Genomic DNA, 22,212 nt, shown 5'->3' with positions numbered 1-22,212 from the left:
CGCCCTTCCTGCGCGATATGGTCATGTACCCTCTCGAAAAGGACATCGGCGGCCGCAGGGGGCGGCGCCTGCCGTTGCCCGCCGGCCCGGAGACGGCGGTTTACTGCAAGGCGCGCGACTACGCACCCGGCACGCTCATTCCGCTCCACCATCACCCGGATCGCCACCAGCTCGTGTATGCCGAAAGCGGCGTGCTGGTCGTGCGCGCCGGCATGGGTCGCTGGGTGGTGCCCAGCACGCGCGCGATCTGGATACCCGCCGGTACCGGCCACGTGGTGCATTGCATCGGCCTGGTGCGCATGCGCAGCCTCTACGTCACGCCGCCCGCCATGCCGCAGGCGCCGGCCGGCGCCTCGGCGGTATCGGTCACGCCGCTGCTGGCGGCGCTGATCCGCGCCGCCGCCGGTGTCGCGCAACCGTACCGCGAGGACTCGCGCGACGGCCGCCTGATGCGCCTGGTCCTGGACGAAATGCAGACCCTGCCGGTACTGCCGCTGCACCTGCCCGAACCCGCCGACCCGCGCCTGCGCGCGATCGGCCGGCAGTTGGAGCGGCAACCAGACGACGCTTCCACCCTGCAGGACTGGGCGGCACGCCTGCAGGTGGACGTGAAGACGATCCAGCGCCTGTGCGCGCGCGAACTGGGCATGACCTTCGGCCAGTGGCGGCAGCAGGCGCGGCTGCTGCGCGCGCTGGAAAAGCTGGCGGTCGGAGAGAAGGTCATCGACGTGGCGCTGGCGCTGGGCTACGAAAGCCCCAGCGCATTCGCCACGATGTTCAAGCGCCGCTTCGGGCTGACGCCGAGCCGGTTCTTCCGCTGAGCGCGTGCCCGGTCAGCCGGGCCGCACCAGCGCGCCGAGTTCGCGTTCCAGCAGGGCCGGATCGGCGGCATTGAATTCGATCACGCGGCGCAGCGCGGTGATGCTGTCCAGGTCGATCTCGTCGCAGCGCAGCCCGACGTTGCGTCCCTCCACGTGCACCACGGTGGCCTGCATGCGGATCGGCATGTCTTCGGACAGGTCGACCTGCAGCTGGCAGCGCTCGTCCAGCCTGCAGCCGCCCTCGGCGTCCACCTCGAACAGCGCGCCCTTCAGCGATACATCGTGCACCTGCCCGGCATGGACGCTGCCATCGGCGCGGACCAGCCGGGCCGGTGAATGGAAGGGTGCACGCCAGAAATGGCGTCGCTCCGTGGACGTGTTCATGCGGTTCCCCTGTGCGTTGGATGGAAAAACCGGCCGCGCCGCCGCCGTGGCCGAAGCATAGCCCGGCCGGCGGGCACCGGCGCGACGACCGGCCGACTGCCCGGCAAGCACTTGATCGGCAAGGCCTGTCGCGAATCTGGCGTACCGCTGTCGTGGTCCAACGGGAGGCGTCGCGGCAGCGTGGCGACTCCCTTACCATCGCAGGGCGGTCACCGTGGACGAGGAACCGATGAAGATCGACGCCAACCGGATCAGGACGCTGCGCGAGGCGCGCGGCTGGTCGCAGGAACATCTGGCCGCCGTTGCCGGGCTGAGTCCTCGCACCGTGCAGCGGCTGGAAGCCGAGGGCAGGGCCTCGCACGAATCGCGGATGGCGGTGGCCTCGGCGCTGGGTGTCGAACCGGCGCAACTGGCCGGCTTCGAAACAGCGCCACCGATGCCTGCTTCCGGCATTGGCGCAGCGGACCGCGTCAAGATCACGCTGTGGATCGTCAGCATCGTGCTGGCGGTGATCATGTTCCAACTGGTCGCCGGCTACGTCCTCGGCAAGAACGCAGCCCTGCGCGACAACCGGATCAACGAAGCCTGCAAGGCCGAGCCGGCAAGCTGCGATCGCTGACGCCGTCCCTGATCCTCGATCCACAAACGAAAACACCCGGCCGAGGCCGGGTGTTCCGACGCTTCAAGCAGGCCGGCTTACTTGGCCTTGCCCTGGTTGGCCACGGCCTCGGCCGCCTTCTTCGCCGCCTCCGGGTCGCCCAGGTAGCGGAACGACTGCACGCTCAGGTCGTCGTTCAACTCGAACAGCAGCGGGATGCCGGTGGGAATGTTGAGCTCGAGGATTTCCTCGCGCGAGACGTTGTTGAGGTACTTGTACAGCGCACGCAGCGAGTTGCCGTGGGCGGTGACCAGCACGGTCCTGCCGTCCTTCAGCTGCGGAGCGATGGCGTCGTGCCAGTACGGCAGCACGCGGTCCAGGGTGGTGGCCAGCGATTCGGTGCCCGGCAGCGCGTTGCGGTCCAGGCCGGCATAGCGGCGGTCGTGGATCGGATGGCCCGGGTCGGCCAGGTCCATCGGCGGCGGCGGAATGTCATACGAACGGCGCCACACCTTGACCTGCTCCTCGCCGTGTTTCGCGGCGGTCTCGGCCTTGTCCAGGCCCTGCAGGCCGCCGTAATGGCGCTCGTTGAGGCGCCAGGACTTGTTCACCGGCAGCCAGTCCTGGCCCAGTTCGGCCAGCGCGCCCTGCAGGGTGTGGATGGCGCGCTTGAGCACCGAGGTGTGGGCGACGTCGAACTGCAGCCCTTCTTCCTTCATCAGCCGGCCGGCGGCGGCGGCTTCGCGGCGGCCCTGCTCGGTCAGGTCCACGTCCACCCAGCCGGTGAAGCGGTTGTCGAGGTTCCACTGGCTCTGGCCATGGCGCAACAGCACGAGTTTGCGGGTCACTGCGAAAGTCTCCGGGTCGGGGGAAAGGGAACCGGCCGATTGTAGCCGCATCCATTCCCGGCCCCGCCTGCACGGTGCGGTCACGGCGGTATGGCAGGCTCGCCTCATGCGCTTCCACCCTCCCGCCGACATCGCCCCCGCCGCCCTGGCCGAACTGCGCGGCCAGCAGGTCGAACTGGCCACCCGCGTGGAACTGGACGACCGCCTGTCCGCCCTGCCGGCGCGCGTGGCCGGCGTGGACAGCGGTTTCGAGGACGAAGGCCGCGTCACCCGCTCGGTGGCGGTGCGTGTCGATGGCCTCACCCTGCAGGCCCAGGAATCGACGCTGGCGCGCCTGCCCACCGCCCTGCCCTACATCCCGGGCCTGCTCAGCTTCCGCGAGCTGCCGGCGGTGCTGCAGGCGCTGCGGCAGTTGCAGGAACCGCCGCAGCTGGTGCTGGTGGACGGCCACGGCATCGCGCATCCGCGCGGGCTCGGCATCGCCGCGCACCTGGGCGTGCTGACCGGGCTGCCCAGCATCGGCGTGGGCAAGCGCCGGCTGGTCGGCGACTACGCCGAACCCGGCCCCGAACGCGGCGACCACACGCCGCTGTTCCACAAGGGCCGCCAGGTCGGCTGGGTGCTGCGCAGCAAGCCACGCTGCAATCCGCTGTTCCTCTCGCCGGGCAACCACGTCTCGGTGGAGGCCTGCCTGCCGCTGGTGCTGGCCTGCATCACCCGCTACCGCCTGCCCGAACCCACGCGCCTGGCCGACCGTATCGCCTCCCGCCGCGATGGCAACGCCTGATCCATCGCGGCAACAGTCCGTTACGGCCAGGCCGCCGGCAAAGGCGTGCGTCACATGCCATCCTGCCCGTCCCCGTAACGGAGCCCTGCCATGACCACGATCATCAGCCCACGCGTCCACGACCTCGGCGGCTTCCAGGTGCGCCGCGCCGTGCCGACGCTGCAGGCGCGCAGCGTCGGGCCGTTCGTGTTCGTCGACCACATGGGCCCGGCGGTGTTCGCGCCCGGCCAGGGCATCGACGTGCGCCCACATCCACATATCGGCCTGGCGACGGTCACCTTCCTGTGGTCCGGCGCCATCGGCCACCGCGACACGCTCGGCTCGGAACAGGTCATCCGCCCCGGCGACGTCAACTGGATGACCGCCGGCCGCGGCATCGCCCATTCCGAGCGCACGCCGCCGCCCGAACGCGAGCACGACCATCCGCTGCACGGCATGCAGACCTGGGTGGCGTTGCCGAAGGAGTACGAGGAAACCGCGCCTGAGTTCCATCACTTCGGCGCGGCGCAGCTGCCGCAGCAGCGTCGCGACGGCGCCTGGCTGCGGGTGATCGCCGGCCGCGCCTATGGCGAGGAATCGCCGGTGCGGGTATTCGCCGACACGCTCAACGTCGCCATCGACCTGGAACCGGGCGCCGAGATCGATCTGGACACCTCGCACGTGGAACGCGCGCTCTACGTGCTGGAAGGCGATGCCCAGCTCGACGGCGTCGACATCCCGGTCCAGCACCTGGTGATCCCCGAGCCGGGCGCGCGCGGCCGCCTGCGCGCCAAGACCCCGCTCAAGGCGATGCTGATGGGCGGCGAGCCGCTCGACGGCCCGCGCCACCTGTGGTGGAACTTCGTGTCCAGCTCGAAGGAACGCATCGAGCAGGCCAAGGACGACTGGCGCGAAGGCCGCTTCGGCACCATTCCCGGCGACGACAAGGAATTCATTCCGCTGCCGGGTTGAGGCGCCGGTTAACGTTTTCGATACGCCGCCATCACGGTTCTTGGTTATTTTCCCTGTGCCCATTCCGGGCCATTGCGGGGAATAGACGATGAGCATGGGGAAGCGACTGGCGGCCGAGTTTCTCGGCACCTTCTGGCTGGTGCTGGGCGGTTGCGGCAGCGCCGTACTGGCGGCCAAGTTCGGCGGTGACGGCAATCCACTGGGCATCGGCTTCGTCGGCGTCGCGCTGGCGTTCGGCCTTACCGTGCTGACCGGCGCCTATGCGTTCGGGCACGTCTCCGGCGCGCACTTCAATCCCGCGGTCAGCCTCGGCCTGTGGGCCGGCGGCCGCCTCGCCGGCAAGGACCTGGTGCCCTACATCGTCGCCCAGGTGCTGGGCGGCATCCTCGCCGCCTTCATCCTGCTGCAGATCGCGCAGGGCCAGGCCGGTTTCGCCATCGACGGCAGCCAGGCCGGCGCGTTCGCCAGCAACGGCTATGGCGCGTTGTCGCCGGGCGGCTACAGCGTGGCTGCCGCCTTCCTGTGCGAAGTGGTGATGACCGCGATGTTCCTGGTGGTGATCATGGGTTCCACCCACGGCAAGGCGCCGGCGGGCTTCGCGCCCATCGCGATCGGTCTTGGCCTGACCCTGATCCACCTGATCAGCATCCCGGTCACCAATACCTCGGTGAACCCGGCGCGCTCCACCGCGGTGGCGCTGTTCGCCGGCCCCGGTGCGATGGGCCAGCTGTGGCTGTTCTGGGTGGCGCCCTTCCTGGGCGCGCTGATCGGCGGCCTGGCCTACAAGTGGGTCGGCAGCGACCAGCACTGACGTTCCCTGCATCACGCACCAGCGACGGCCCCCGCACGGGGGCCGTCGCGTTTCCGCCGCCGGCGGTTTGCCGCAACCTGCGTTTTTGTAATACCGTGGAAACACAGCTGGCGCGCAACGGGGACGCGTGCAACGGGCAGAGGCAACAACGCCCGCAGGTGGGGTGGATTACAGACAGACAACACGACAGCCGTCGCGCCCACCGTGGCCGGCGTTCCGGGGGAATGCATGCTGAAACATGTCCGTATCGTCGCCTGTGCGCTGCTGCTGGCCGGCAGCGCCGGTGCATCCGCGCAACAGGCCGGGCAATGCCCGCCGCTACCGTCGAGCAGCCGCCTGCACTGGGAAGAACAGGCGCAGAACGACTTCATCGTCTGCAAGGCCACCACCGAAGACGGGCGAACCGTCCTGAACGTGATGCTGACCGCGCGCGACCCGGCCCTGACCCTGAGCCGCTCCCTGCGCGCCGAGAAAGGCAGCTTCGCCGGCGAAGACCTGTACTGGTACAAGCCGGACATGGGCGGACGCGACCTGCCCGGGCTGGAGGCGCGGCGCATCACCACCGTCAAACTGGCCAAGAACCGCTACGCGCAGATATGGATCGACGCCGGCGACGTCAACGAACTGGCCGCGCTGCAGCAGATGACCAGCAACCTGAATGACACGACGGCCAACCTCGCCGGACAGTAAGAGCCGTCTGCACAGGTCGGCAGGCAACCCCGACCCGTGCGGCGGAATCAGAAGCGCCCTTCCTGGTAGTCGATGAACGCCTGCATCAGCTGCTCGCGGGTATTCATCACGAACGGCCCGTGGCGTGCCACCGGTTCGCGCAGCGGGCGTCCGGCCACCACGATCAGGCGCGCGCCTTCCGCGCCGGCCTGCAGGCGCAGCCCGCGGCCGCCACCCAGCACCGCGAGTTCGTGCCGGGCCACCTCGCGCGCGGTCTCGCCGCCACCAAGCGTCAGCCCGCCCTCGAACACGTAGGCGAAGGCGTTGTGCCCGTCCGGCAGTTCGTGCGACCACCCGCGCCCCGGCGCCAGCTCCACGTCCAGGTACAGCGGATCGGTAGCCGGCTGCACGATCGGGCCGTGGACGTCGCCCACCTGCCCGGCGATCACCTTGACGGTCACGCCTTCGGCAGGCACGACCTGCGGAATGCGGTCCGGCGCGAATTCCTGGTACTTCGGCTCGGTCATCTTGTCGCGCGCCGGCAGGTTCACCCACAACTGGAAACCGCGCATGCGCCCGGACTCCTGCTCGGGCATCTCCGAATGCACCAGGCCGCGGCCGGCGGTCATCCACTGCACGCTGCCGGGCGTGAGCAGGCCTTCGTTGCCGTGGTTGTCGCGGTGGCGCATGCGCCCGTCGAGCATGTAGGTGACGGTCTCGAAACCGCGGTGCGGATGCTCCGGGAAACCGGCGATGTAGTCCTCGGCGCGGTCGGTGCCGAATTCGTCGAGCATCAGGAACGGGTCGAGGTCGGGCAGCGCCGGGGTGCCGATGACCCGGGTCAGGCGCACGCCTGCGCCATCGGACGTGGGCATGCCGCGGATGGTACGCAGCACGCGCGCGAGGTTCTGGTCGCTCATGGTCAAGCCTCCCTTGTAATGCCCGGACAATGGGCGCTGCGCACGGCCGCGCCAATCGCCACCGCCGCAACCGATCGTTCCAGCCCCGGCGTTAGCGACGCGTCGCCGCGCTGGCCATGCGCCATCAGGACGGCGGCCTAAGACCAAAGTCGCACGCTTCAAGGCCGCCGGAACGTTGACCCCCGGCCGCCGCGGGAGGACTCTTGCAACGGTCTTCCCGCGAGGTGACTCGATGAAAGGTTTCTCCAAGGCCGGATGGGCGCTGCTGTCCCTGATCGGCGCGCTCTGCCTGGGTGTCGTGGCGCTGCGCCGCGGCGAACACATCAACGCATTGTGGATCGTGGCCGCGGCGGTCTCGCTCTATCTGGTCGCGTTCCGCTACTACGGGCTGTTCATCGCCAACAAGGTGCTGGGCGTGGACCCGACCCGCGCCACCCCGGCGGTGATCCACAACGACGGCCTGGACTACGTGCCGACCAACAAGCACGTGCTGTTCGGCCACCACTTCGCGGCGATCGCCGGCGCCGGCCCGCTGGTGGGTCCGGTGCTGGCCGCGCAGATGGGCTACCTGCCCGGCACGCTGTGGCTGATCGCCGGCGTGGTGATGGCCGGCGCGGTGCAGGATTTCATGATCCTGTTCATTTCCACCCGCCGCAACGGCCGTTCGCTCGGCGACCTTGTGCGCGAGGAAATGGGGCCGGTACCCGGCACCATCGCCCTGTTCGGCGTGTTCATGATCATGATCATCATCCTCGCGGTGCTGGCGATGATCGTGGTCAAGGCACTGGCCGACAGCCCGTGGGGCATGTTCACCGTCATCGCGACGATGCCCATCGCCATCCTGATGGGCCTGTACATGCGCTACATCCGCCCGGGCAAGATCGGCGAGATCTCCATCGTCGGCCTGGTGCTGCTGCTGGCGGCGATCTGGTACGGCGGCAAGGTCGCCGCCGACCCGGTGCTGGGGCCGATGTTCACCTTCACCGGCGTGCAGATCACCTGGATGCTGATCGGCTACGGCTTCGTCGCCGCGGTGCTGCCGGTGTGGCTGCTGTTGGCCCCGCGCGACTATCTGTCCACCTTCCTCAAGATCGGCACCATCATCGGCTTGGCGATCGGCATCCTGATCGTGATGCCGGAACTGAAGATGCCGGCGCTGACCCAGTTCACCGACGGCACCGGCCCGGTGTGGAAGGGCGGCATGTTCCCGTTCCTGTTCATCACCATCGCCTGCGGCGCGGTGTCCGGCTTCCACGCACTGATCAGCTCCGGCACCACGCCCAAGCTGCTGGCCAACGAAGGCCATGCCGCCTACATCGGCTACGGCGGCATGCTGATGGAATCGTTCGTGGCGATCATGGCGATGGTCGCGGCCTCGATCATCGAGCCGGGCATCTACTTCGCCATGAACAGCCCGGCGGCGGTGATCGGCACCGACGTCGCCAATGCCGCGCAGGTGGTCAGCAACTGGGGCTTCACCATTTCGCCCGAGCAGCTGACCGCCACCGCCGCCGAGATCGGCGAACACTCCATTCTCTCGCGCGCCGGCGGCGCGCCGACGCTGGCGGTGGGCATCGCGCAGATCCTGCACGCGGTGCTGCCGGGCGAGAACATGATGGCCTTCTGGTACCACTTCGCCATCCTGTTCGAGGCGCTGTTCATCCTCACCGCGGTGGATGCCGGTACCCGCTCGGGCCGCTTCATGCTGCAGGACCTGCTGGGCAACTTCGTGCCGGCGCTGCGCCGCACCGATTCGTGGGTGGCCAGCTTCATCGCCACCGGCGGCTGCGTCGCGCTGTGGGGCTACTTCCTGTACCAGGGCGTCACCGACCCGCTGGGCGGCATCAACATGCTGTGGCCGCTGTTCGGCATCGCCAACCAGATGCTGGCCGGCGTCGCCCTGCTGCTGTGCACCGTGGTGCTGTTCAAGGCCAAGAAAGAGAAGTACGCCTGGGTGCCGGTCATCCCGGCGATCTGGCTGCTGGTGTGCACCACCGCCGCCGGCTTCATCAAGATCTTCTCCAGCGAACCGGCAGTGGGCTTCATGGCCCAGGCCCACAAGTACCGCGACGCCATCGCCGCCGGCAACCTGCTGCCGCCGTCCAAGGACTTCGGGCAGATGCAGCAGGTGATGGTCAACAACTACATCAACGCCGGCCTCACCGCGCTGTTCCTGTTCGTGGTGTTCGCGGTGCTGGTGTATTCGGTCAAGACCATCGCCGCCGCGCGCCGCTCGGCGGCGCGCACCGACCATGAAACGCCGTACGTGGCGCTCAAGCCGCACGAGGTGGACCTGTAATGGGCACCGCCCTGGTCCCGGCCGGCCAGCACCAGGCGTTCCGCCGCACCTGGCGGCGCCTGGTGCAGACCGCGCGCCTGTGCTGCGGCGTACCCGACTACGACAACTACGTGCGGCACATGCGCGAGAAACATCCCGAGCGCGAAGTCATGGATTACAAGACGTTCTTCCGCGAACGCCAGGAGGCCCGCTTCGGCGGCGGCAAGGGGTTCCGCTGCTGTTGAATGGCAACGCGATGCTGGAAAGAAGAAGGCCACCTCCCGGTGGCCTTCTTCGTTTCGCGCGCGGGGCGATGGCCCTGCAGCGCCTCCCCAGGCCGCCCTCAGCCGCCCGCCATCGCCCGCAGGGTGATGCCGACCACATAGGCCGCGCCGGTACCCACCGCATAGCCCAGCGTGCCCAGCAGCACGCCGACCGGCGCCAGCGCCGGGTGGAAGGCCGAGGCCAGCACCGGCGCCGAGGCCGGGCCGCCGATGTTGCTCTGCGAGGCGATGGCGAAATAGAAGAACGGCACCCGCAGCAGCTTGCCGGCCAGCCACAGCAGCACGATGTGCACGCTGATCCACAGCACGCCCAGCCCGAACAGCCACGGCTTTTCCAGCAGCGCCAGCAGGTCCATCTGCATGCCGATGCAGGCGATCAGGAAGTACAGGAACATCGATCCCCACTTCGAGGCACCCACGCCCTCCAGCTCGCGCGCGCGGGTGAAGCTCAGGCCCAGGCCGATGAAGGTCGCCAGCAGCACCACCCAGACGAAGGGCTTGTCCAGGCTCACCGACGAGGACCAGCCCACATTGGCGGCGAACCAGTCGGCCAGCGGCGCGGCCACCGCGTGCGAGATCGCCACCGCACCGAACGCCACGCCGATCATCACCATCAGGTCGCCCAGCGCCGGAATGCGCGCATGCTGCGCCTGGTAGCTGGCAACGCGGTCGCGCAGGTCGTCCAGGGCGGTCGTGTCCGCGCCACTGCGCTTGTCCATCGCCGGGGCGCGCGAGGCGAAGAAGATCAGCACCGCCATCCACACGTAGCCGACGCCGACGTCCACCACCGCGAACTGGCCGAAGGTGGTCGCATCGACCTCGAAGATCTCCTTCATCGCCAGCATGTTGGCGCCACCGCCGATCCAGCTGCCGGCCAGCGCGGCCATGCCGCCCCAGGTACCGCCGGCCACCGTTTCGGGATGGATGAAGCCCATCAGCCAGAACGCCACCACCGCGCCGAACATGATGCTCAGCACCGCCGCCACGTACATGGCCAGCATCTTCCAGCCCAGGCCGAGGATGCCCTTCAGGTCGATGGACAGGGTGAGCAGCACCAGCGCCGCCGGCAGGAATACGTCGCGCGCGATCGGGTTGTACAGGCGGGTGTTCTCGCCGTCGATCAGGCCGAAGGTGTTGTAGACGCCCGGGATGAAGTAACACAGCAGCAGCGCCGGCACGAAACTATAGAACTTCTTCAGCCATGGCAGGCTGCTGCTGGAGGTCCAGAAGATGGCACCCAGCGTGGCTGCGATCAGCCCGAACACGATGATGTCGTTGTTGATGATTGCGCCGGCTGCTGCGATCGCCATCCGCTCCCTCTCCCGTTGGAATCCGTGGAAGCGCCGCCCGGGTCCGGACGGCGCGAATGAAAAGGGCACGCCGCGACCGGCGTGCCCTGGTTACCGCCTAGGACCGGCCCCCGCTCACTGTCCGATGTGCTGCTTCAGCCAGGCGTTGACCGTGTCGTGCCACTGGATGCTGTTGTTCGGCTTGAGCACCCAGTGGTTCTCGTCCGGGAAGTACAGCAGCTTCGATTCGATGCCCTTGCGCTGCAGCGCGGTGAAGGTGGCCAGGCCCTGCTCGACCGGGATGCGGAAGTCCTGCTGGCCCTGCACCACCAGCATCGGCTTGCTCCAGTTGGCGACGTGGTTGACCGGGTTGAACTTCTCATAGTTCTGCGGAACGTCGTACGGCGTGCCGCCCTGCTCCCACTCGGTGAACCACAGCTCTTCGGTGGCATAGCCCATGGCGCGCTGGTCGAACACGCCGTCGTGGTTGACCAGGCACTTCCACGGCTCGTTCCAGTTGCCGGCGATCCAGTTGACCATGAAGCCGCCGTAGCTGGCACCCAACGCGCAGGCCTTGTCGCCGTTGAGGAAGCCGTATTTCTGCTGCGCCGCGGCCCAGCCCTTCTGCAGGTCTTCCAGCGGGCGGTCGCCCCAGTGCTGGCTGATCGCGTCGGTGAAGGCCTGGCCATAGCCGGTGGAGCCGTGGAAATCGATCATCACCACCGCATAGCCCTGGCCGGCGTAGGTCTGCGGATTCCAGCGGTAGCTCCAGCCGTTGCCGAAGCTGCCCTGCGGGCCGCCATGGATCAGGAACGCGACCGGGTACTTCTTGCCTTCCTGGTAGTCATGCGGCTTGACCACGTAGCCGTGCACGGTCTCGTCGTTCCAACCCTTGAACGAGAACTGCTCGAAAGCGCCGAAATCGACGTCCGGCAGCATCTCGCCGGCGCTCTGGGTGATAGCGCGCTGCGGTGAGCCAGCCACGGTGGTGCTGGTGAACACCTGGTCGCCGCTCTTGAGCGAGTTGCGGGTGAAGGCCAGCGCGTCGCCGGCGATGTCGAAGGACGAAATGCTGCCCTCTCCCACCACCTTGCTCACCGCGCCATCGGCCACCTTCACCGCGAACAGCGGGTGTTCGCCCATGTCCTGCGCGGTGGTGTAGATCGTTTTGCCATCAGCGGAAAGGGTGATGCCATCGGCCGAGCTGTCCCACTGCGGGGCGATCTCGCGCGCCTTGCCGCTGGCAACATCCAGCGCCATCAGGCCGAAGCGGTCGGCCTCGAAACCGGGGCGCTTCATCGCGCGGTAGTACAGGGTCTTGCCATCGGCGCTGAATACCGGGACGGCATCCCAGGCCGGGTTGGCGGCGGTCAGGTTGACCGGCGCCTGCTTGCCGGCGGCATCGAGCTTGTACAGGTCGAAATTGGTCGACCACGGCTCGTGGCTGCCCTGCACGCGGATGCTGGCGACCACCGATTTGCCGTCCGGCGACCATACGAAATCCTCGTTGCCGCCGAACGGCTTGGACGGCGCATCGCCGGCCAGGGTGGCGCTGATGGCGGTGACATTTCTGGTCGCGGCGGCATTGGCGGCCGGCAGCGGCGCCACGAACAGGGTGTTGCGGCGGCCATCGGCCCAGGTATCCCAGTGGCGCACGAACATGCTGTCGAACACCTTGCCGCTGCTCCTGGAGGCCTTGGTGGCGTCCAGGCGCTTGACGGTGCAGGACAGATCCGAACCGCAGTCCTGGAACACGCCGGTACTGAACAGCACGCGGTCGCCCTGCGGCGAGACGCGGTAGCTGTCCACGTCCAGCGCGAAATCGGTCAGCTGGCGCGGTGCGCCGCCGGCCACCGGCATCGCGTACAGCTGCTGGCTGCCGTTCCTGGCGCTGAGGAAGTAGACGGTGCGGCCATCGGCCGACAGCGCGGCCGAGTTGACGTTCCAGCCTTCCGGCGAAAGCTGCTTCGGCTGGGCCATGTCACGGGTGCGCAGGTCGCGGATCCACAGGCTGCTGCTGGCCTTCAGGTCGGCATCGACCACGCGCTTGGCGAAGATCACCTGCGCGCCATCGGCGCTGAGCAGCGGCGCGGACACGCGGTCCAGCTTCACCATGTCGCGGACTTCGAAGCCGCGGGCGCTGGCCAGCGAGGGCAGCGCGGCGAGCAGGCACAACGGCAGCAGGGCGTGACGGAGCTTCATGGGATTCTCCCGGAACAAGGCAAACCATGGATGGTAGGCGGGGCCGGCGCCGTCGTGCAAAGGCTTGAAGTCATGCCCGCGCCTGCCGCCTGCAAAAGCAAAGCCCCGCCGGAGCGGGGCTTTGCGCGTGGAACCGCGGGCCGGGCCGGGATCAGCCCTCGGCCGGCGTGGCCTGTTCGCCCTTCTTCCCGACCCGGTACAGCAGCCAGCCGACCAGGAACAGCACCGCCAGGCCCACCCATTGCGCCGCAGCACCCAGGCTGAGCGGCAGCGCCAGTGCATCCGGGTTCTGGGTGATGACGATCGGCAGGGCGATGGCGATGCCCATCAGCGCCTCGCCGGTGATCAGGCCGGCGGAGAACAGCACGCCCGGGCGATGCACGCGGTCCAGCGCGGCCTCGTCGTCGGCGCGGACCTTGTGGAAGCGGGCCACCAGGTGCGCCAGCAGGCCGCCGAGGAAGATCGGCACCATCAGCTCCAGCGGCAGGTAGATGCCGATGGCCGCGGCCAGCACCGGCACGCGGAAGCGCTTGCCGGTCTTCTTCAGCCAGCCGTCGATGGCGATCACCACCGCGCCGATGACGCCGCCGATGATGATCATGGTCCAGGGCAGCTCGCCGCCGAACAGGCCCTTGGCGACCGAGGCCATCAGGTTGGCCTGCGGCGCCGGCAGGGTCTTGGAACCGATGCCGTAGGCTTCCTGCAGCAGGTTCAGCACCGGCGCCATGATCAGGGCGCAGGAGAACGCGCCGATGCCCAGCATCAGCTGCTGCTTCCACGGCGTGGCGCCGACCAGGTAACCGGTCTTGAGATCCTGCAGGTTGTCGCCGCCGACCGCGGCCGCGCAGCACACCACCGCGCCGATCATGATCGCCGCCACCGCGCCCAGCGGCGCGCCGCCGACCTGCACCTTGCCGCCCTCGCCCAGCAGCATCAGCAGCACCACCGAGGCGAACAGGATGGTAGCGATGGTGATGCCCGAGACCGGGTTGTTGGACGAGCCGACCAGGCCCGCCAGGTAGCCGGACACCGAAACGAACAGGAAGCCGGCCACGATCATGATGATCGTCATCGGCACGCTGACGTGCCACTGGCCGACGATGGCCTGGTACAGGGCCAGCAGCGGCAGCACGAACAGCACCAGCGCCACCAGCATCCACTTCATCGGCAGGTCGCGCTCGGTCTCGGCCAGCTGCGTGGCGCCGGCGCTCTTGCGCGCCGCGGCGAAGCCGCTCTTGATGCCGGCCAGCAGCGATTTGCGCAGCGAGAACAGGGTCCACACCCCGCCCACCAGCATCGCGCCGACGCCGAGGAAGCGGATCTTGGACGACCAGATGGCGAAGGCCGCGTCGGCTGCCGGCGCGCCGGCGATGCCGGCGGCCAGCTGCGGGTCGCTGCCCAGGAACAGGGCGTGGTACAGCGGGATGGCGATATGCCAGGACAGGATCGCGCCGGACAGCACCACGATGCCCACGTTCAGGCCGACGATGTACCCCACGCCCAGCAGCGCCGGCGACAGGCCGGTGCCGAGGTAGCCGATCACCTTGTTGTTGGCGAAATAGCCGGCGATCGCCCAGCTGTCGGGAATGACCTTCAAGCCGTTGGCGGCCGCCAGCTTGACCAACCCGCCGATGGCGGCGGAAATACCGAGGATCTTCAGCCCAGGGCCGGGGTTTTCGCCGGCCTTGAGCACTTCGGCCGCAGCCTTGCCTTCGGGGAACGGCAGCGGGTCCTCGACGATCATCGAGCGCCGCAGCGGCACCGAGAACAGCACGCCCAGCAGGCCGCCGAGACCGGCGATGCCCAGCACCCACCAGTATTTGAAGTCCGGCCAGTAGCCCATCAGGATCAGCGCCGGGATGGTGAAGATCACGCCCGCGGCGATCGACGAACCGGCCGAGGCGCCGGTCTGGACGATGTTGTTCTCCAGGATGGTGCCGCCGCCGAGCAGGCGCAGCACGCCCATCGAGACGACGGCAGCGGGAATGGCCGTGGCCACGGTCAGGCCGGCGAACAGGCCCAAGTAGGCATTGGCGGCGGACAGCACGACCGCCAGCACGATGGCAAGGACCACCGCGCGGAAGGTGAGCTGCGGAGGTGCAGCATTGTTCATGAAGGTTTCCCGCTGGCAAAAAACGCTGCCACGCTAACGTCCGCTTAACGGCAAGTCCAGTCGTGCCGCAGCATGTGCCGGCGCGCCCCGTAGAAGCGCACTTCAGTGCGCGACCGGGCATTGCCGGGAAAGCGCCATCGCGCACTGAAGTGCGCTCCTACAATGCGCTCCTACAATGCGCTCCTGCCGTGCGCTCCCGCGCGCCGATGGCCGGACCGGCGGCCCGCGCCGCGCCGGCTCCTATACTTGCCGCCGATTCCGCAGCCGGCTCCCCGATGCACGCCACCACCGCTCCCCCGTCCAGCGACTTCCTCGGCCACCCCAAGGGCGTCTACGTCTGCTTCTTCACCGAGATGTGGGAGCGTTTCTCCTTCTACGGGATGAAGGCGCTGCTGCTGCTCTACCTGACCAAATACCACCTGTTCGGCGACAAGGCCGGGCTGGACCTGCTCGGCGCCTACGGCGGGCTGGTGTACTGCGTGCCGGTGTTCGGCGGCCTGCTCGCCGACCGTTGGCTGGGCATGCGCAAGGCGGTGGTGTTCGGCGGCATCCTGCTGGTGCTGGGCCATCTGGGCATGGCGTTCGAGGGAGAGGCGGCACATCGCGTCGGCGGCGAGGTGGTGCGCGACGACGCCGCGCTGGGCGCGACCTACCTGTCGCTGGCGCTGATCATCATGGGCGTGGGCTTCCTCAAGCCCAACATCTCCACCATCGTCGGCAAGCTCTACCCTGAGAACGATCCGCGCCGCGATTCGGGCTTCTCGCTGTTCTACGCCGGCATCAACCTCGGCGCGCTGTTCGCTTCGCTGGTCTGCGGCTTCCTCGGCGAGGCCTATGGCTGGAAATACGGCTTCGGCGCCGCCGGCATCGGCATGCTGGTCGGCCTGGCGATGTTCCTGTGGGGCCAGAAGTACCTGCAGGGCCACGCCGAACCGCCGCAACCGGCGACGCTGCGCGAGCGCGTGGCCGGGCTGCCGCGCGAATGGCTGATCTACGCGCTCGCCATCGCCGGCGTGCTGCCGGTGGCGGCGCTGATGTGGGCCGCGGCCAACGGCGCGTTCGCCCTGGGCGGCGAAATCAGCCTGGCGCTTATGCTGATGATCGTGGTGCTGGGCGGCGTGCTGCTGTGGTTCGCCTGGTTCACCGGCACCCGCTGCACGCCAGTGCAGCGCCAGCAGATGATCGCGCTGATGGCGCTGATCTTCATGGCGCTGGTGTTCTTCACCCTGTACGAGCAGACCTATGGTTCGTGGGTCACCTTCACCGACCGCCTGCTGACCAAGGACCTGGTGCCGTCGCTGGTGGTCCGCGACGGCGCGCCGCTGCCATGGTCGATCGCCTCGCTGCTGCTGGCACCGCTGGGTTTCGTGGTCGCTGCGCGCCTGTCCGAACGCGACCCCGCCTCGAATGCGCCGCGCGTGCTGTTCGCCGTCATCGTCGCAGCGATGCTGGTGATGCTGGTGCGCGACTGCCTGGTGCTGCCGCAGACAGCCGGTTCGCTGACCTACCTCGGCGCGCTGTTCCTGGTGCTGCTGGCGCCGCTGTTCGCCGCGCTGTGGGCCTGGCTGGACCGGCGCGGGCTGGACCCGTCCAAGCCGCTGAAGTCCTCGTTCGGGCTGGTGTTCGGCGCGCTGTCGTTCGTGCCGCTGGCGCTGGCCGCGCAGCACGTCGGCGCCACCGGGCAGATGGCCAGCGTATGGTGGCTGGTGCTGGCCTACCTGATCCTGGAGATCGGCGAAATGTGCCTGTCGCCGGTCGGCCTGTCGGCCGTCACCCAGCTCGCCGCGCCGCGCGTGGTCAGCCTGATGATGGGCACCTGGTTCCTGGCCACCGCCTTCTCGGAAACCCTGGCCGCCCTGTTCGGCAAGCTCGCCGCCATCGACGTGCCCGAAGGCGAGGTGATGGACATCGCCCAGGCCGCGGCCCGCTACGAACACCTGTTCTGGCTGCTGATGTGGATCGGCCTGGGCTGCGCCCTGCTCGCCCTGCTCGCCTCGCCGCTGCTGAAGCGGATGATGCACGGGGTGCGTTGAGTCGCCTCACGATGAAAAGAACAACGGCGCCGGAAGGCGCCGTTGTTCTTTCTGCCGCCGTGCGCCGCGCCTACTTCGCGGTATCACCGCCCAGGTGCCGCGAGAGGAACCCCAGCAACCTGCCGTAATACCCGCGCTGGTGGGGCTCGGTATAGAAGCCGTGGCCTTCGGTGTCGTAGTACAACGATTCGACCGGGACGCCGGCCTTCTTCAACGCCGCTTCCATCATCCGGGTATGTTCGACGGGAGCGATCTCGTCCTCGCCACCCGCGGCGAGGAACACCGGGACCTTGATCCGCTCCGCCATGCGGTTGGGCGAAACGGCCGCCAGGGCCGCCATGTCCTCGCCCACCCAGTCCCTGGACCAGTTCCCCAGGCTGCGGCGCTTGCGTCCATCTTCGCGCTGCATCATCGGAAGATCGTAGACGCCGACATAGCCGGCGGCACAACGGTACAGCACCGGCTCCTTCACCGCGCCCATCAAGGCCGCATAGGCCCCGTAGCTCGCGCCGTAGATGCAGATCTTCGCCCGATCGGCGTGCCCCTGTTCGATCGCCCAACGCGTCGCATCGGTCAGATCGTCCTGCATGGTGCCGCCCCATTGGCGGGCGCCGGCATTCTGGAACGCCAAGCCATAGTTGCCCGAACCCCGATAGTTGACCTGCATCACCGTATAGCCGGCGGCCGCCAGCATCTGCGCGTCGCGGTCGTATTCCCAGTCATCGAAGATGCCGAAGGGCCCGCCATGCGGCATCACCACCATCGGCCGCGCTCCCGCCACGCCGCGTGGCCGGGTCAGATAGCCATGGACGGCAAGTCCGTCGCGGGCATTGAAGATGAAAGGTTCGACGGTGGCCGCCCTGTCCGGGTCGATCCAGCTGCCGCTGCTCACCACATGGGCCACCTTCTTCTGCGCCGTGTCGAACAGGTAGAAATCGCCCGGACTGTTGCCCGACCACACCCGGATCAACAGCAGCGCGCCATCGCGGGTGCTGGAGGTGATGCGTACGGACTGGCCGGGGAATGCGGCTTCCAGGCTCCGATACTGATGGGCTTCCGGTGATGCGTCGTCGAAGAACAGGTTGCGGTGCAACCCATCCATCACCTGCGCGCCTACCGGAATCGAGGTGCCGTTGCGATGGATGATCGACAGCGGGTCGGCGCCGGCGTGATGCAGTACCGTGGTGCGTGCGTTGGTGGCGGGGTCCCAGGCGACGATGCGGTCGGTGCCGGCATCCTCGCCCCGCACCTGCAGATAGGCGAGCCGGTTGTCCTGCGAAAACCCCAGCGGGATCTCGATCCTCCTGCTCGCGTTCTGGTCATTGACCAGGCGCCACTCGGTACCCGCAGCTTCGCGGTAATACAGCTTGCTGGCGTTGTCCACGTCGGCGCCATATGCCAGCCGCACTTCCCCATCGTTGTCGGTGACGAAACTGGCACGCCGCACCGGTGCGCGCGCCAGCGTGGTGCGGCGGCCGCTGCCCACGTCCAGCCGCTCCGCCCGGGTGAATGGCTCGTCGCCTCCCAGCGGCCACACCGAGATCACCGCATGGCGGTCGTCGTCCGGCAGCACGTCGGTCAGGAACGCGGCCACGTCCTCGACTTTCTTCGGCTGGATGCGTGTGCCGACGCCATTGCCCCGCACCCGGAAGCCGACCAGCAGATCGGCCTGCCCGCCATCGGCGTTGATCGCATAGATCTCGCCCGTAGGCTGCGGCTGGTCGAGCATGCCGAACTTCTGTGCGATACCGATGAGCACGCGCTGGTCGTTCACCCATTCGAAATCGTTCACGTGCGCGTTGCGCACCGGCATGAACGTACCGGCAGGCTTGAGATCGGCCCGCCTGAAGATCGCCAGCGCGGTCTTGTCTTCCAGCGGCACGGTCGCCGCGTAGTACTCCCCGGAAGGAGAAATCTTGATTTCGTTGAACTCATCCTTGCGGATGAACTGCCCCAGATCCACCGCCGCATCCGCCTGCCCTGCCGATAGCGACAGGGCCAGCAACAGCCCCCATTTTCCCGTCTTCATTCCATGCCTCGCTGGCTGCTCGTTCCATCGAGGTCGATTCTAGCCATGCAATGGAGCCGCATGCACGTGACCGGGTCGTGCCGGGCCGCATGCATGCGGGAAAGAGCGATGCCCGATCAGGGGCCGGGAGCTGGAATGCGATGCCCGTGCGGCTGCGGCAGGACACCGCACAGGCGCCCCCTCCGATGCCGGATCAGAAATCGACGTCCAGGTTCACATAGATCGCGCGGCCCTGGATGCCATAGATGTTCTGGTAGAACGGATACCAGGTCATGCTCGCGTCCTTCGGGCCATAGCGGTCGAACAGGTTGGTCACGTCCACGCCCAGGCGCAGGTTGTCGGTGATCTTCTTCGACAGGCTGGCGTTCCATTGCACGTACGACGGCAGATGGGCGCTGGCCTGGTAGTTCACCCGCGCGCCGTTGCGATAGCCGTACATGCTGGCGGACCAGTCGCCGCGGTTCCAGCCCAGCGTCCAGTTGGTGCGCGAGCGGAACGCCAGCGGCTGGTCGCCACAGCTGTAGGTCGCCGCGTAGGAGCAGCCCATGTAGTCCTGCCACGGGTCGCCGGCGGCGACCTGCACGTCGTAGCCCAGCGTGCGGCTGTAGCCCGCGTTCAGGCTGAAATCGCCGACCGCATCCCAGCTCCAGGCGTACTTCAGGCTCGCGTCGATGCCCTTGGTGCGCACGCCGGCCTGGTTGATCGCGTCGAGGAAATACTCGGTGACGCCGCCCGCGGCGTCGCGTTTCACATAGTCGAGATAGATCGCGCAGGCACCGGAGTTCGGGTCGACGGGCGTGCCATCGACGCGCCGTCCCAGCAGGCAGCTCGCGCTCTCGCTCATCAGGGTCGCGGTGTCCAGGTACTGGCTCTTGCCCTTGAGCTTGATCTCCCAGTAATCGGCGCTGACCGACAGTTTGTCGGTGACGTCCCAGACGATGCCCAGCCCGTTGGAGGTGGCGGTCTCTTCGTGCAGGCGGCTGTTGTTGCCGCCTTCCACGTACCAGGCACTTTCGTGGTGGTCGGTGGCGCACTGGGCCAGCCCCGCGGTCGTGGTCAGGTCCAGGCCATCGACGCGGCACAGGTAGTAGTTGGTGATGTAGTCGTCGTAGTTGGTCACCGGCTCGCCATACAGCCACATGATGTTCGGCGCCATGAAGCTGGTCTGGCGGCTGGCGCGCAGCAGCAGGCTGTCGAACGGCCGCCATTCCAGGCTGGCCTGCCAGGTGATCGCGTCGCCCACGTCGGAGATGTCGTCGTACTTGTCCCAGCGCCCGGCCACGTTCGCCACCAGGCGCTGCAGCAGCGGGATGCGGAACTCCAGGCCCGCGCCGTAGCGGTCGCGCGGCCCGCCGCCGGAGACACCGGTGTGGTTGAAGGTCTTGTCCGCCCCCTCATAGGTGCTCAAGCTGCGCCGGTCCGGGCGCAGTTCGTACTTCGAATGCGAGGCCTCGAACACCGAGGCCATCTCCACGTCGCCGGCCGGCAGCGCGAACAGCGCGCCACCGAGGACGAACTGCGCCTGTGCGGTCTGCGACAGGTTGCGGTTGCGGATGGTGTCCACCATCGATCCATACTGCTGCGGCGTGATCGGCCCGAACAGCACCGCCGGATCGATGTGGTACAGCGGCGCGCCATCGATCTCGCCCAGCGCCTCGCCGAACAGGTAGCGGTGCACGCGGTCGGTGATCAACTGCTTCCAGCTGCTCTTCATCTCGTCGCGCGACAGGCTGAGGCTGGCGTCCCAGTCGAAGCGGCTGCCCAGGGTGCCACGCACGCCGGCGTTGGCGCTGATCGTGGTCTCGTCCCACACGCGCATCGGCGCACCGCCAATGTCGTTGGGATCGAGCGCGCGCCAGTACTCGAACTGGCCGATGTCCACGTCATAAGCGTTGCCGGCGTTGTACAGGTACATGCTGGTGCGGTGCGCGGCCTCGCTGCGCGAACGCTGCACCAGCAGCTGCCCGTACGCCTCCACGGTGTCGCTGAAGCGGAAATTGCCCGACACATAGGCCGAGGTCTTGTTGTATTTGTTGGCCAGCGTGTCGCCGTCGTAGTAGTTGGCGTTGCCGCAGGCATAGGGCCGTTCGGAGCTGGCCGAGCCGTACATGGGGAAGTAGTTGCGCCCCATGGTGCGGCAGGTATGTTCCAGCGCCGCCGCCGCGGCATCCGGATCGACGTCGCCGGCATAAAGCAGCCGTCCGTCCTGGCCCAGCCAGTAGTAGTCGTTGTAGCCGGCGTCCATCAGGGCGGTATCCAACCCGAAGGTAGGGCGATTGGTTCCGGCGTTGCCCGGCGCGTTCATGCCGGTACGGATGATGTTGCCGCGCTGCCAGGAGAAGATCGGCTCGCGGTTGAGCTGCTCGAATGCATAGGTGACGCTGCCGCGGTCCCACGCCTTGCCGCCGCTGAACTGGAACTGCCCGGTATCGCCGCCGCCCCGCGATGTGGTGCCGCCGCGCACGCGCAGGTGGTCGCCCTCCCAGTTGTCGCGGGTGACGATGTTGACCACGCCGGCCACCGCGTCGGAACCGTAGATCGCCGAGGCGCCGCCGTTGAGCACTTCGATGCGCTCGACCACCACCGCTGGGATGCTGCCGACGCTGACGCCGGTGGAGGCGGCGCCGGAACTGGCCGCGTACTCGGTCATGCGCTTGCCGTTGAGCAGGATCAGCTGGTAGCCCACGCCCAGGCCGCGCAGGTTGAGGAAGGAGGCGTCGGGCTGCGAGGAACTGGCGTTGAACTCGCCGCCGACGACATCGCCGTTGAACTGGGTCAGGGTCTGCAGCGTTTCGGCCACGGTGCTGTAGCCCTGTTTGCGGATGTCCTCGCTGGTGATCACCACCACCGGCGACGGGCCTTCGACCTCGGCGCGCTTGATGCGCGAGCCGGTGACCTCGACCTTGTCCAGGGTACGCGCGGCTTCGCTCTCGTTGCCGCCCTCGCGGGGCGAGATCTGTTCTACCTCCTGCGCATGCGCGGCGCCGGCGGCCAATGCCGCGACCGGCATGGCCAGGGCCACGAGGACCGCCATTCCCAGGCGGTGGCGCTGCGGTTGTTGGTGGCGAAAGGACATCATGGTTCGTCTCCCCGTTGCTCGGCATGGATCGGCTGGATGGCACTGCGGCGATGGCGATCTGTCGCGAAGGACAGTCCTGTCCGTTTTCCGGGCGCTGCAATGGCCGTCGGCGATGC

17 protein-coding genes are annotated in these 22,212 nt (G+C 68.0%); 9 read left to right on the top strand and 8 right to left on the bottom strand.

What is annotated here, in order from left to right:
* Positions 1 to 23: 23 nt before the first annotated feature.
* Entirely contained in the window at positions 24 to 821 is a 798-nt protein-coding gene (locus tag AC1DGW_RS01120; RefSeq protein ID WP_478018820.1) for an AraC family transcriptional regulator, read from the top strand.
* A 12-nt stretch (positions 822 to 833) separates the two neighbouring features.
* On the opposite strand, the gene AC1DGW_RS01115 is transcribed toward AC1DGW_RS01120, so the two are convergent.
* Positions 834 to 1,205, bottom strand: a complete 372-nt coding sequence (locus AC1DGW_RS01115) for a PilZ domain-containing protein (RefSeq protein WP_478018819.1) — start codon at positions 1,203 to 1,205, stop codon at positions 834 to 836.
* A 229-nt stretch (positions 1,206 to 1,434) separates the two neighbouring features.
* Here AC1DGW_RS01115 and AC1DGW_RS01110 point away from each other — a divergent pair, with 229 nt between their 5' ends.
* Positions 1,435 to 1,824 carry a helix-turn-helix domain-containing protein gene (locus tag AC1DGW_RS01110; RefSeq protein ID WP_478018818.1) on the top strand — a complete coding sequence of 130 codons (390 nt, stop codon included), beginning with the start codon at positions 1,435 to 1,437 and terminating at the stop codon, positions 1,822 to 1,824.
* A 77-nt stretch (positions 1,825 to 1,901) separates the two neighbouring features.
* On the opposite strand, the gene gpmA is transcribed toward AC1DGW_RS01110, so the two are convergent.
* Positions 1,902 to 2,651: a 2,3-diphosphoglycerate-dependent phosphoglycerate mutase gene (gene gpmA / locus AC1DGW_RS01105; protein WP_478018817.1), complete on the bottom strand. Its 750-nt coding sequence runs from the start codon at positions 2,649 to 2,651 to the stop codon at positions 1,902 to 1,904.
* Positions 2,652 to 2,757: 106 nt separating this feature from the next.
* Between gpmA and nfi the strand changes: the two genes are divergently transcribed.
* The 4 genes from nfi to AC1DGW_RS01085 all read left to right on the top strand — a co-directional run bounded on the left by nfi (position 2,758) and on the right by AC1DGW_RS01085 (position 5,890).
* The gene (gene nfi / locus AC1DGW_RS01100; RefSeq protein ID WP_478018816.1) at positions 2,758 to 3,438 is read left to right on the top strand and encodes a deoxyribonuclease V; all 681 of its coding nucleotides are present in this window, start codon (positions 2,758 to 2,760) and stop codon (positions 3,436 to 3,438) included.
* 90 nt (positions 3,439 to 3,528) lie between these two features.
* Positions 3,529 to 4,389: a pirin family protein gene (locus AC1DGW_RS01095; protein ID WP_478018815.1), complete on the top strand. Its 861-nt coding sequence runs from the start codon at positions 3,529 to 3,531 to the stop codon at positions 4,387 to 4,389.
* A gap of 88 nt (positions 4,390 to 4,477) precedes the next feature.
* A complete protein-coding gene (aqpZ, locus tag AC1DGW_RS01090; protein WP_478018814.1) occupies positions 4,478 to 5,200 on the top strand; it encodes an aquaporin Z in 723 nt (240 codons plus the stop codon).
* A 228-nt stretch (positions 5,201 to 5,428) separates the two neighbouring features.
* Positions 5,429 to 5,890 (top strand): hypothetical protein, encoded by a 462-nt coding sequence (locus AC1DGW_RS01085; protein ID WP_478018813.1) that lies wholly within the window; start codon positions 5,429 to 5,431, stop codon positions 5,888 to 5,890.
* Positions 5,891 to 5,937: 47 nt separating this feature from the next.
* Here the strand turns inward: AC1DGW_RS01085 and AC1DGW_RS01080 are convergent, their stop codons facing one another.
* Positions 5,938 to 6,789, bottom strand: a complete 852-nt coding sequence (locus tag AC1DGW_RS01080; RefSeq protein ID WP_478018812.1) for a pirin family protein — start codon at positions 6,787 to 6,789, stop codon at positions 5,938 to 5,940.
* Positions 6,790 to 7,021: 232 nt separating this feature from the next.
* Between AC1DGW_RS01080 and AC1DGW_RS01075 the strand changes: the two genes are divergently transcribed.
* Positions 7,022 to 9,088, top strand: coding sequence for a carbon starvation CstA family protein (locus AC1DGW_RS01075; protein WP_478018810.1), 2,067 nt, complete (start codon positions 7,022 to 7,024; stop codon positions 9,086 to 9,088).
* Positions 9,088 to 9,312, top strand: coding sequence for a YbdD/YjiX family protein (locus AC1DGW_RS01070; protein ID WP_054664081.1), 225 nt, complete (start codon positions 9,088 to 9,090; stop codon positions 9,310 to 9,312). Before AC1DGW_RS01075 ends, AC1DGW_RS01070 begins: the two co-directional genes overlap by 1 nt.
* Positions 9,313 to 9,410: 98 nt before the next feature.
* Here AC1DGW_RS01070 and AC1DGW_RS01065 read toward each other — a convergent pair whose 3' ends face one another.
* From AC1DGW_RS01065 to AC1DGW_RS01055, 3 genes are all read right to left on the bottom strand, one after another.
* Positions 9,411 to 10,661 carry a DUF819 family protein gene (locus tag AC1DGW_RS01065; RefSeq protein ID WP_478018808.1) on the bottom strand — a complete coding sequence of 417 codons (1,251 nt, stop codon included), beginning with the start codon at positions 10,659 to 10,661 and terminating at the stop codon, positions 9,411 to 9,413.
* A gap of 114 nt (positions 10,662 to 10,775) precedes the next feature.
* The gene (locus AC1DGW_RS01060; protein ID WP_478018807.1) at positions 10,776 to 12,842 is read right to left on the bottom strand and encodes a S9 family peptidase; all 2,067 of its coding nucleotides are present in this window, start codon (positions 12,840 to 12,842) and stop codon (positions 10,776 to 10,778) included.
* Between the two features lie 151 nt (positions 12,843 to 12,993).
* Positions 12,994 to 14,955, bottom strand: coding sequence for an OPT family oligopeptide transporter (locus tag AC1DGW_RS01055; protein WP_478018806.1), 1,962 nt, complete (start codon positions 14,953 to 14,955; stop codon positions 12,994 to 12,996).
* A 275-nt stretch (positions 14,956 to 15,230) separates the two neighbouring features.
* On the opposite strand from AC1DGW_RS01055, the gene AC1DGW_RS01050 reads away from it, so the two are divergent.
* Positions 15,231 to 16,988: a peptide MFS transporter gene (locus tag AC1DGW_RS01050; protein WP_478018804.1), complete on the top strand. Its 1,758-nt coding sequence runs from the start codon at positions 15,231 to 15,233 to the stop codon at positions 16,986 to 16,988.
* 70 nt (positions 16,989 to 17,058) lie between these two features.
* Here the strand turns inward: AC1DGW_RS01050 and AC1DGW_RS01045 are convergent, their stop codons facing one another.
* Entirely contained in the window at positions 17,059 to 19,017 is a 1,959-nt protein-coding gene (locus AC1DGW_RS01045; protein WP_478018802.1) for an alpha/beta hydrolase family protein, read from the bottom strand.
* A gap of 193 nt (positions 19,018 to 19,210) precedes the next feature.
* Entirely contained in the window at positions 19,211 to 22,093 is a 2,883-nt protein-coding gene (locus AC1DGW_RS01040; protein ID WP_478018801.1) for a TonB-dependent receptor plug domain-containing protein, read from the bottom strand.
* Positions 22,094 to 22,212: the final 119 nt, after the last annotated feature.

The sequence above is a fragment of the Stenotrophomonas sp. 05N423 genome, from assembly GCF_056397145.1.
The sequence above is the reverse complement of the archived record's forward strand: the minus strand, read 5'-3'. Positions and strand labels throughout refer to the sequence as shown.

What these genes read in the sequence shown, in the direction of transcription:
- AC1DGW_RS01120 (WP_478018820.1), top strand. Translation starts at nt 24, where the DNA reads ATGTACCCTCTCGAAAAGGACATCGGCGGCCGCAGGGGGCGGCGCCTG.
- AC1DGW_RS01115 (WP_478018819.1), bottom strand. Translation starts at nt 1,205, where the DNA reads ATGAACACGTCCACGGAGCGACGCCATTTCTGGCGTGCACCCTTCCAT.
- AC1DGW_RS01110 (WP_478018818.1), top strand. Translation starts at nt 1,435, where the DNA reads ATGAAGATCGACGCCAACCGGATCAGGACGCTGCGCGAGGCGCGCGGC.
- nfi (WP_478018816.1), top strand. Translation starts at nt 2,758, where the DNA reads ATGCGCTTCCACCCTCCCGCCGACATCGCCCCCGCCGCCCTGGCCGAA.
- AC1DGW_RS01095 (WP_478018815.1), top strand. Translation starts at nt 3,529, where the DNA reads ATGACCACGATCATCAGCCCACGCGTCCACGACCTCGGCGGCTTCCAG.
- aqpZ (WP_478018814.1), top strand. Translation starts at nt 4,478, where the DNA reads ATGAGCATGGGGAAGCGACTGGCGGCCGAGTTTCTCGGCACCTTCTGG.
- AC1DGW_RS01085 (WP_478018813.1), top strand. Translation starts at nt 5,429, where the DNA reads ATGCTGAAACATGTCCGTATCGTCGCCTGTGCGCTGCTGCTGGCCGGC.
- AC1DGW_RS01080 (WP_478018812.1), bottom strand. Translation starts at nt 6,789, where the DNA reads ATGAGCGACCAGAACCTCGCGCGCGTGCTGCGTACCATCCGCGGCATG.
- AC1DGW_RS01075 (WP_478018810.1), top strand. Translation starts at nt 7,022, where the DNA reads ATGAAAGGTTTCTCCAAGGCCGGATGGGCGCTGCTGTCCCTGATCGGC.
- AC1DGW_RS01070 (WP_054664081.1), top strand. Translation starts at nt 9,088, where the DNA reads ATGGGCACCGCCCTGGTCCCGGCCGGCCAGCACCAGGCGTTCCGCCGC.
- AC1DGW_RS01065 (WP_478018808.1), bottom strand. Translation starts at nt 10,661, where the DNA reads ATGGCGATCGCAGCAGCCGGCGCAATCATCAACAACGACATCATCGTG.
- AC1DGW_RS01060 (WP_478018807.1), bottom strand. Translation starts at nt 12,842, where the DNA reads ATGAAGCTCCGTCACGCCCTGCTGCCGTTGTGCCTGCTCGCCGCGCTG.
- AC1DGW_RS01055 (WP_478018806.1), bottom strand. Translation starts at nt 14,955, where the DNA reads ATGAACAATGCTGCACCTCCGCAGCTCACCTTCCGCGCGGTGGTCCTT.
- AC1DGW_RS01050 (WP_478018804.1), top strand. Translation starts at nt 15,231, where the DNA reads ATGCACGCCACCACCGCTCCCCCGTCCAGCGACTTCCTCGGCCACCCC.
- AC1DGW_RS01045 (WP_478018802.1), bottom strand. Translation starts at nt 19,017, where the DNA reads ATGAAGACGGGAAAATGGGGGCTGTTGCTGGCCCTGTCGCTATCGGCA.
- AC1DGW_RS01040 (WP_478018801.1), bottom strand. Translation starts at nt 22,093, where the DNA reads ATGTCCTTTCGCCACCAACAACCGCAGCGCCACCGCCTGGGAATGGCG.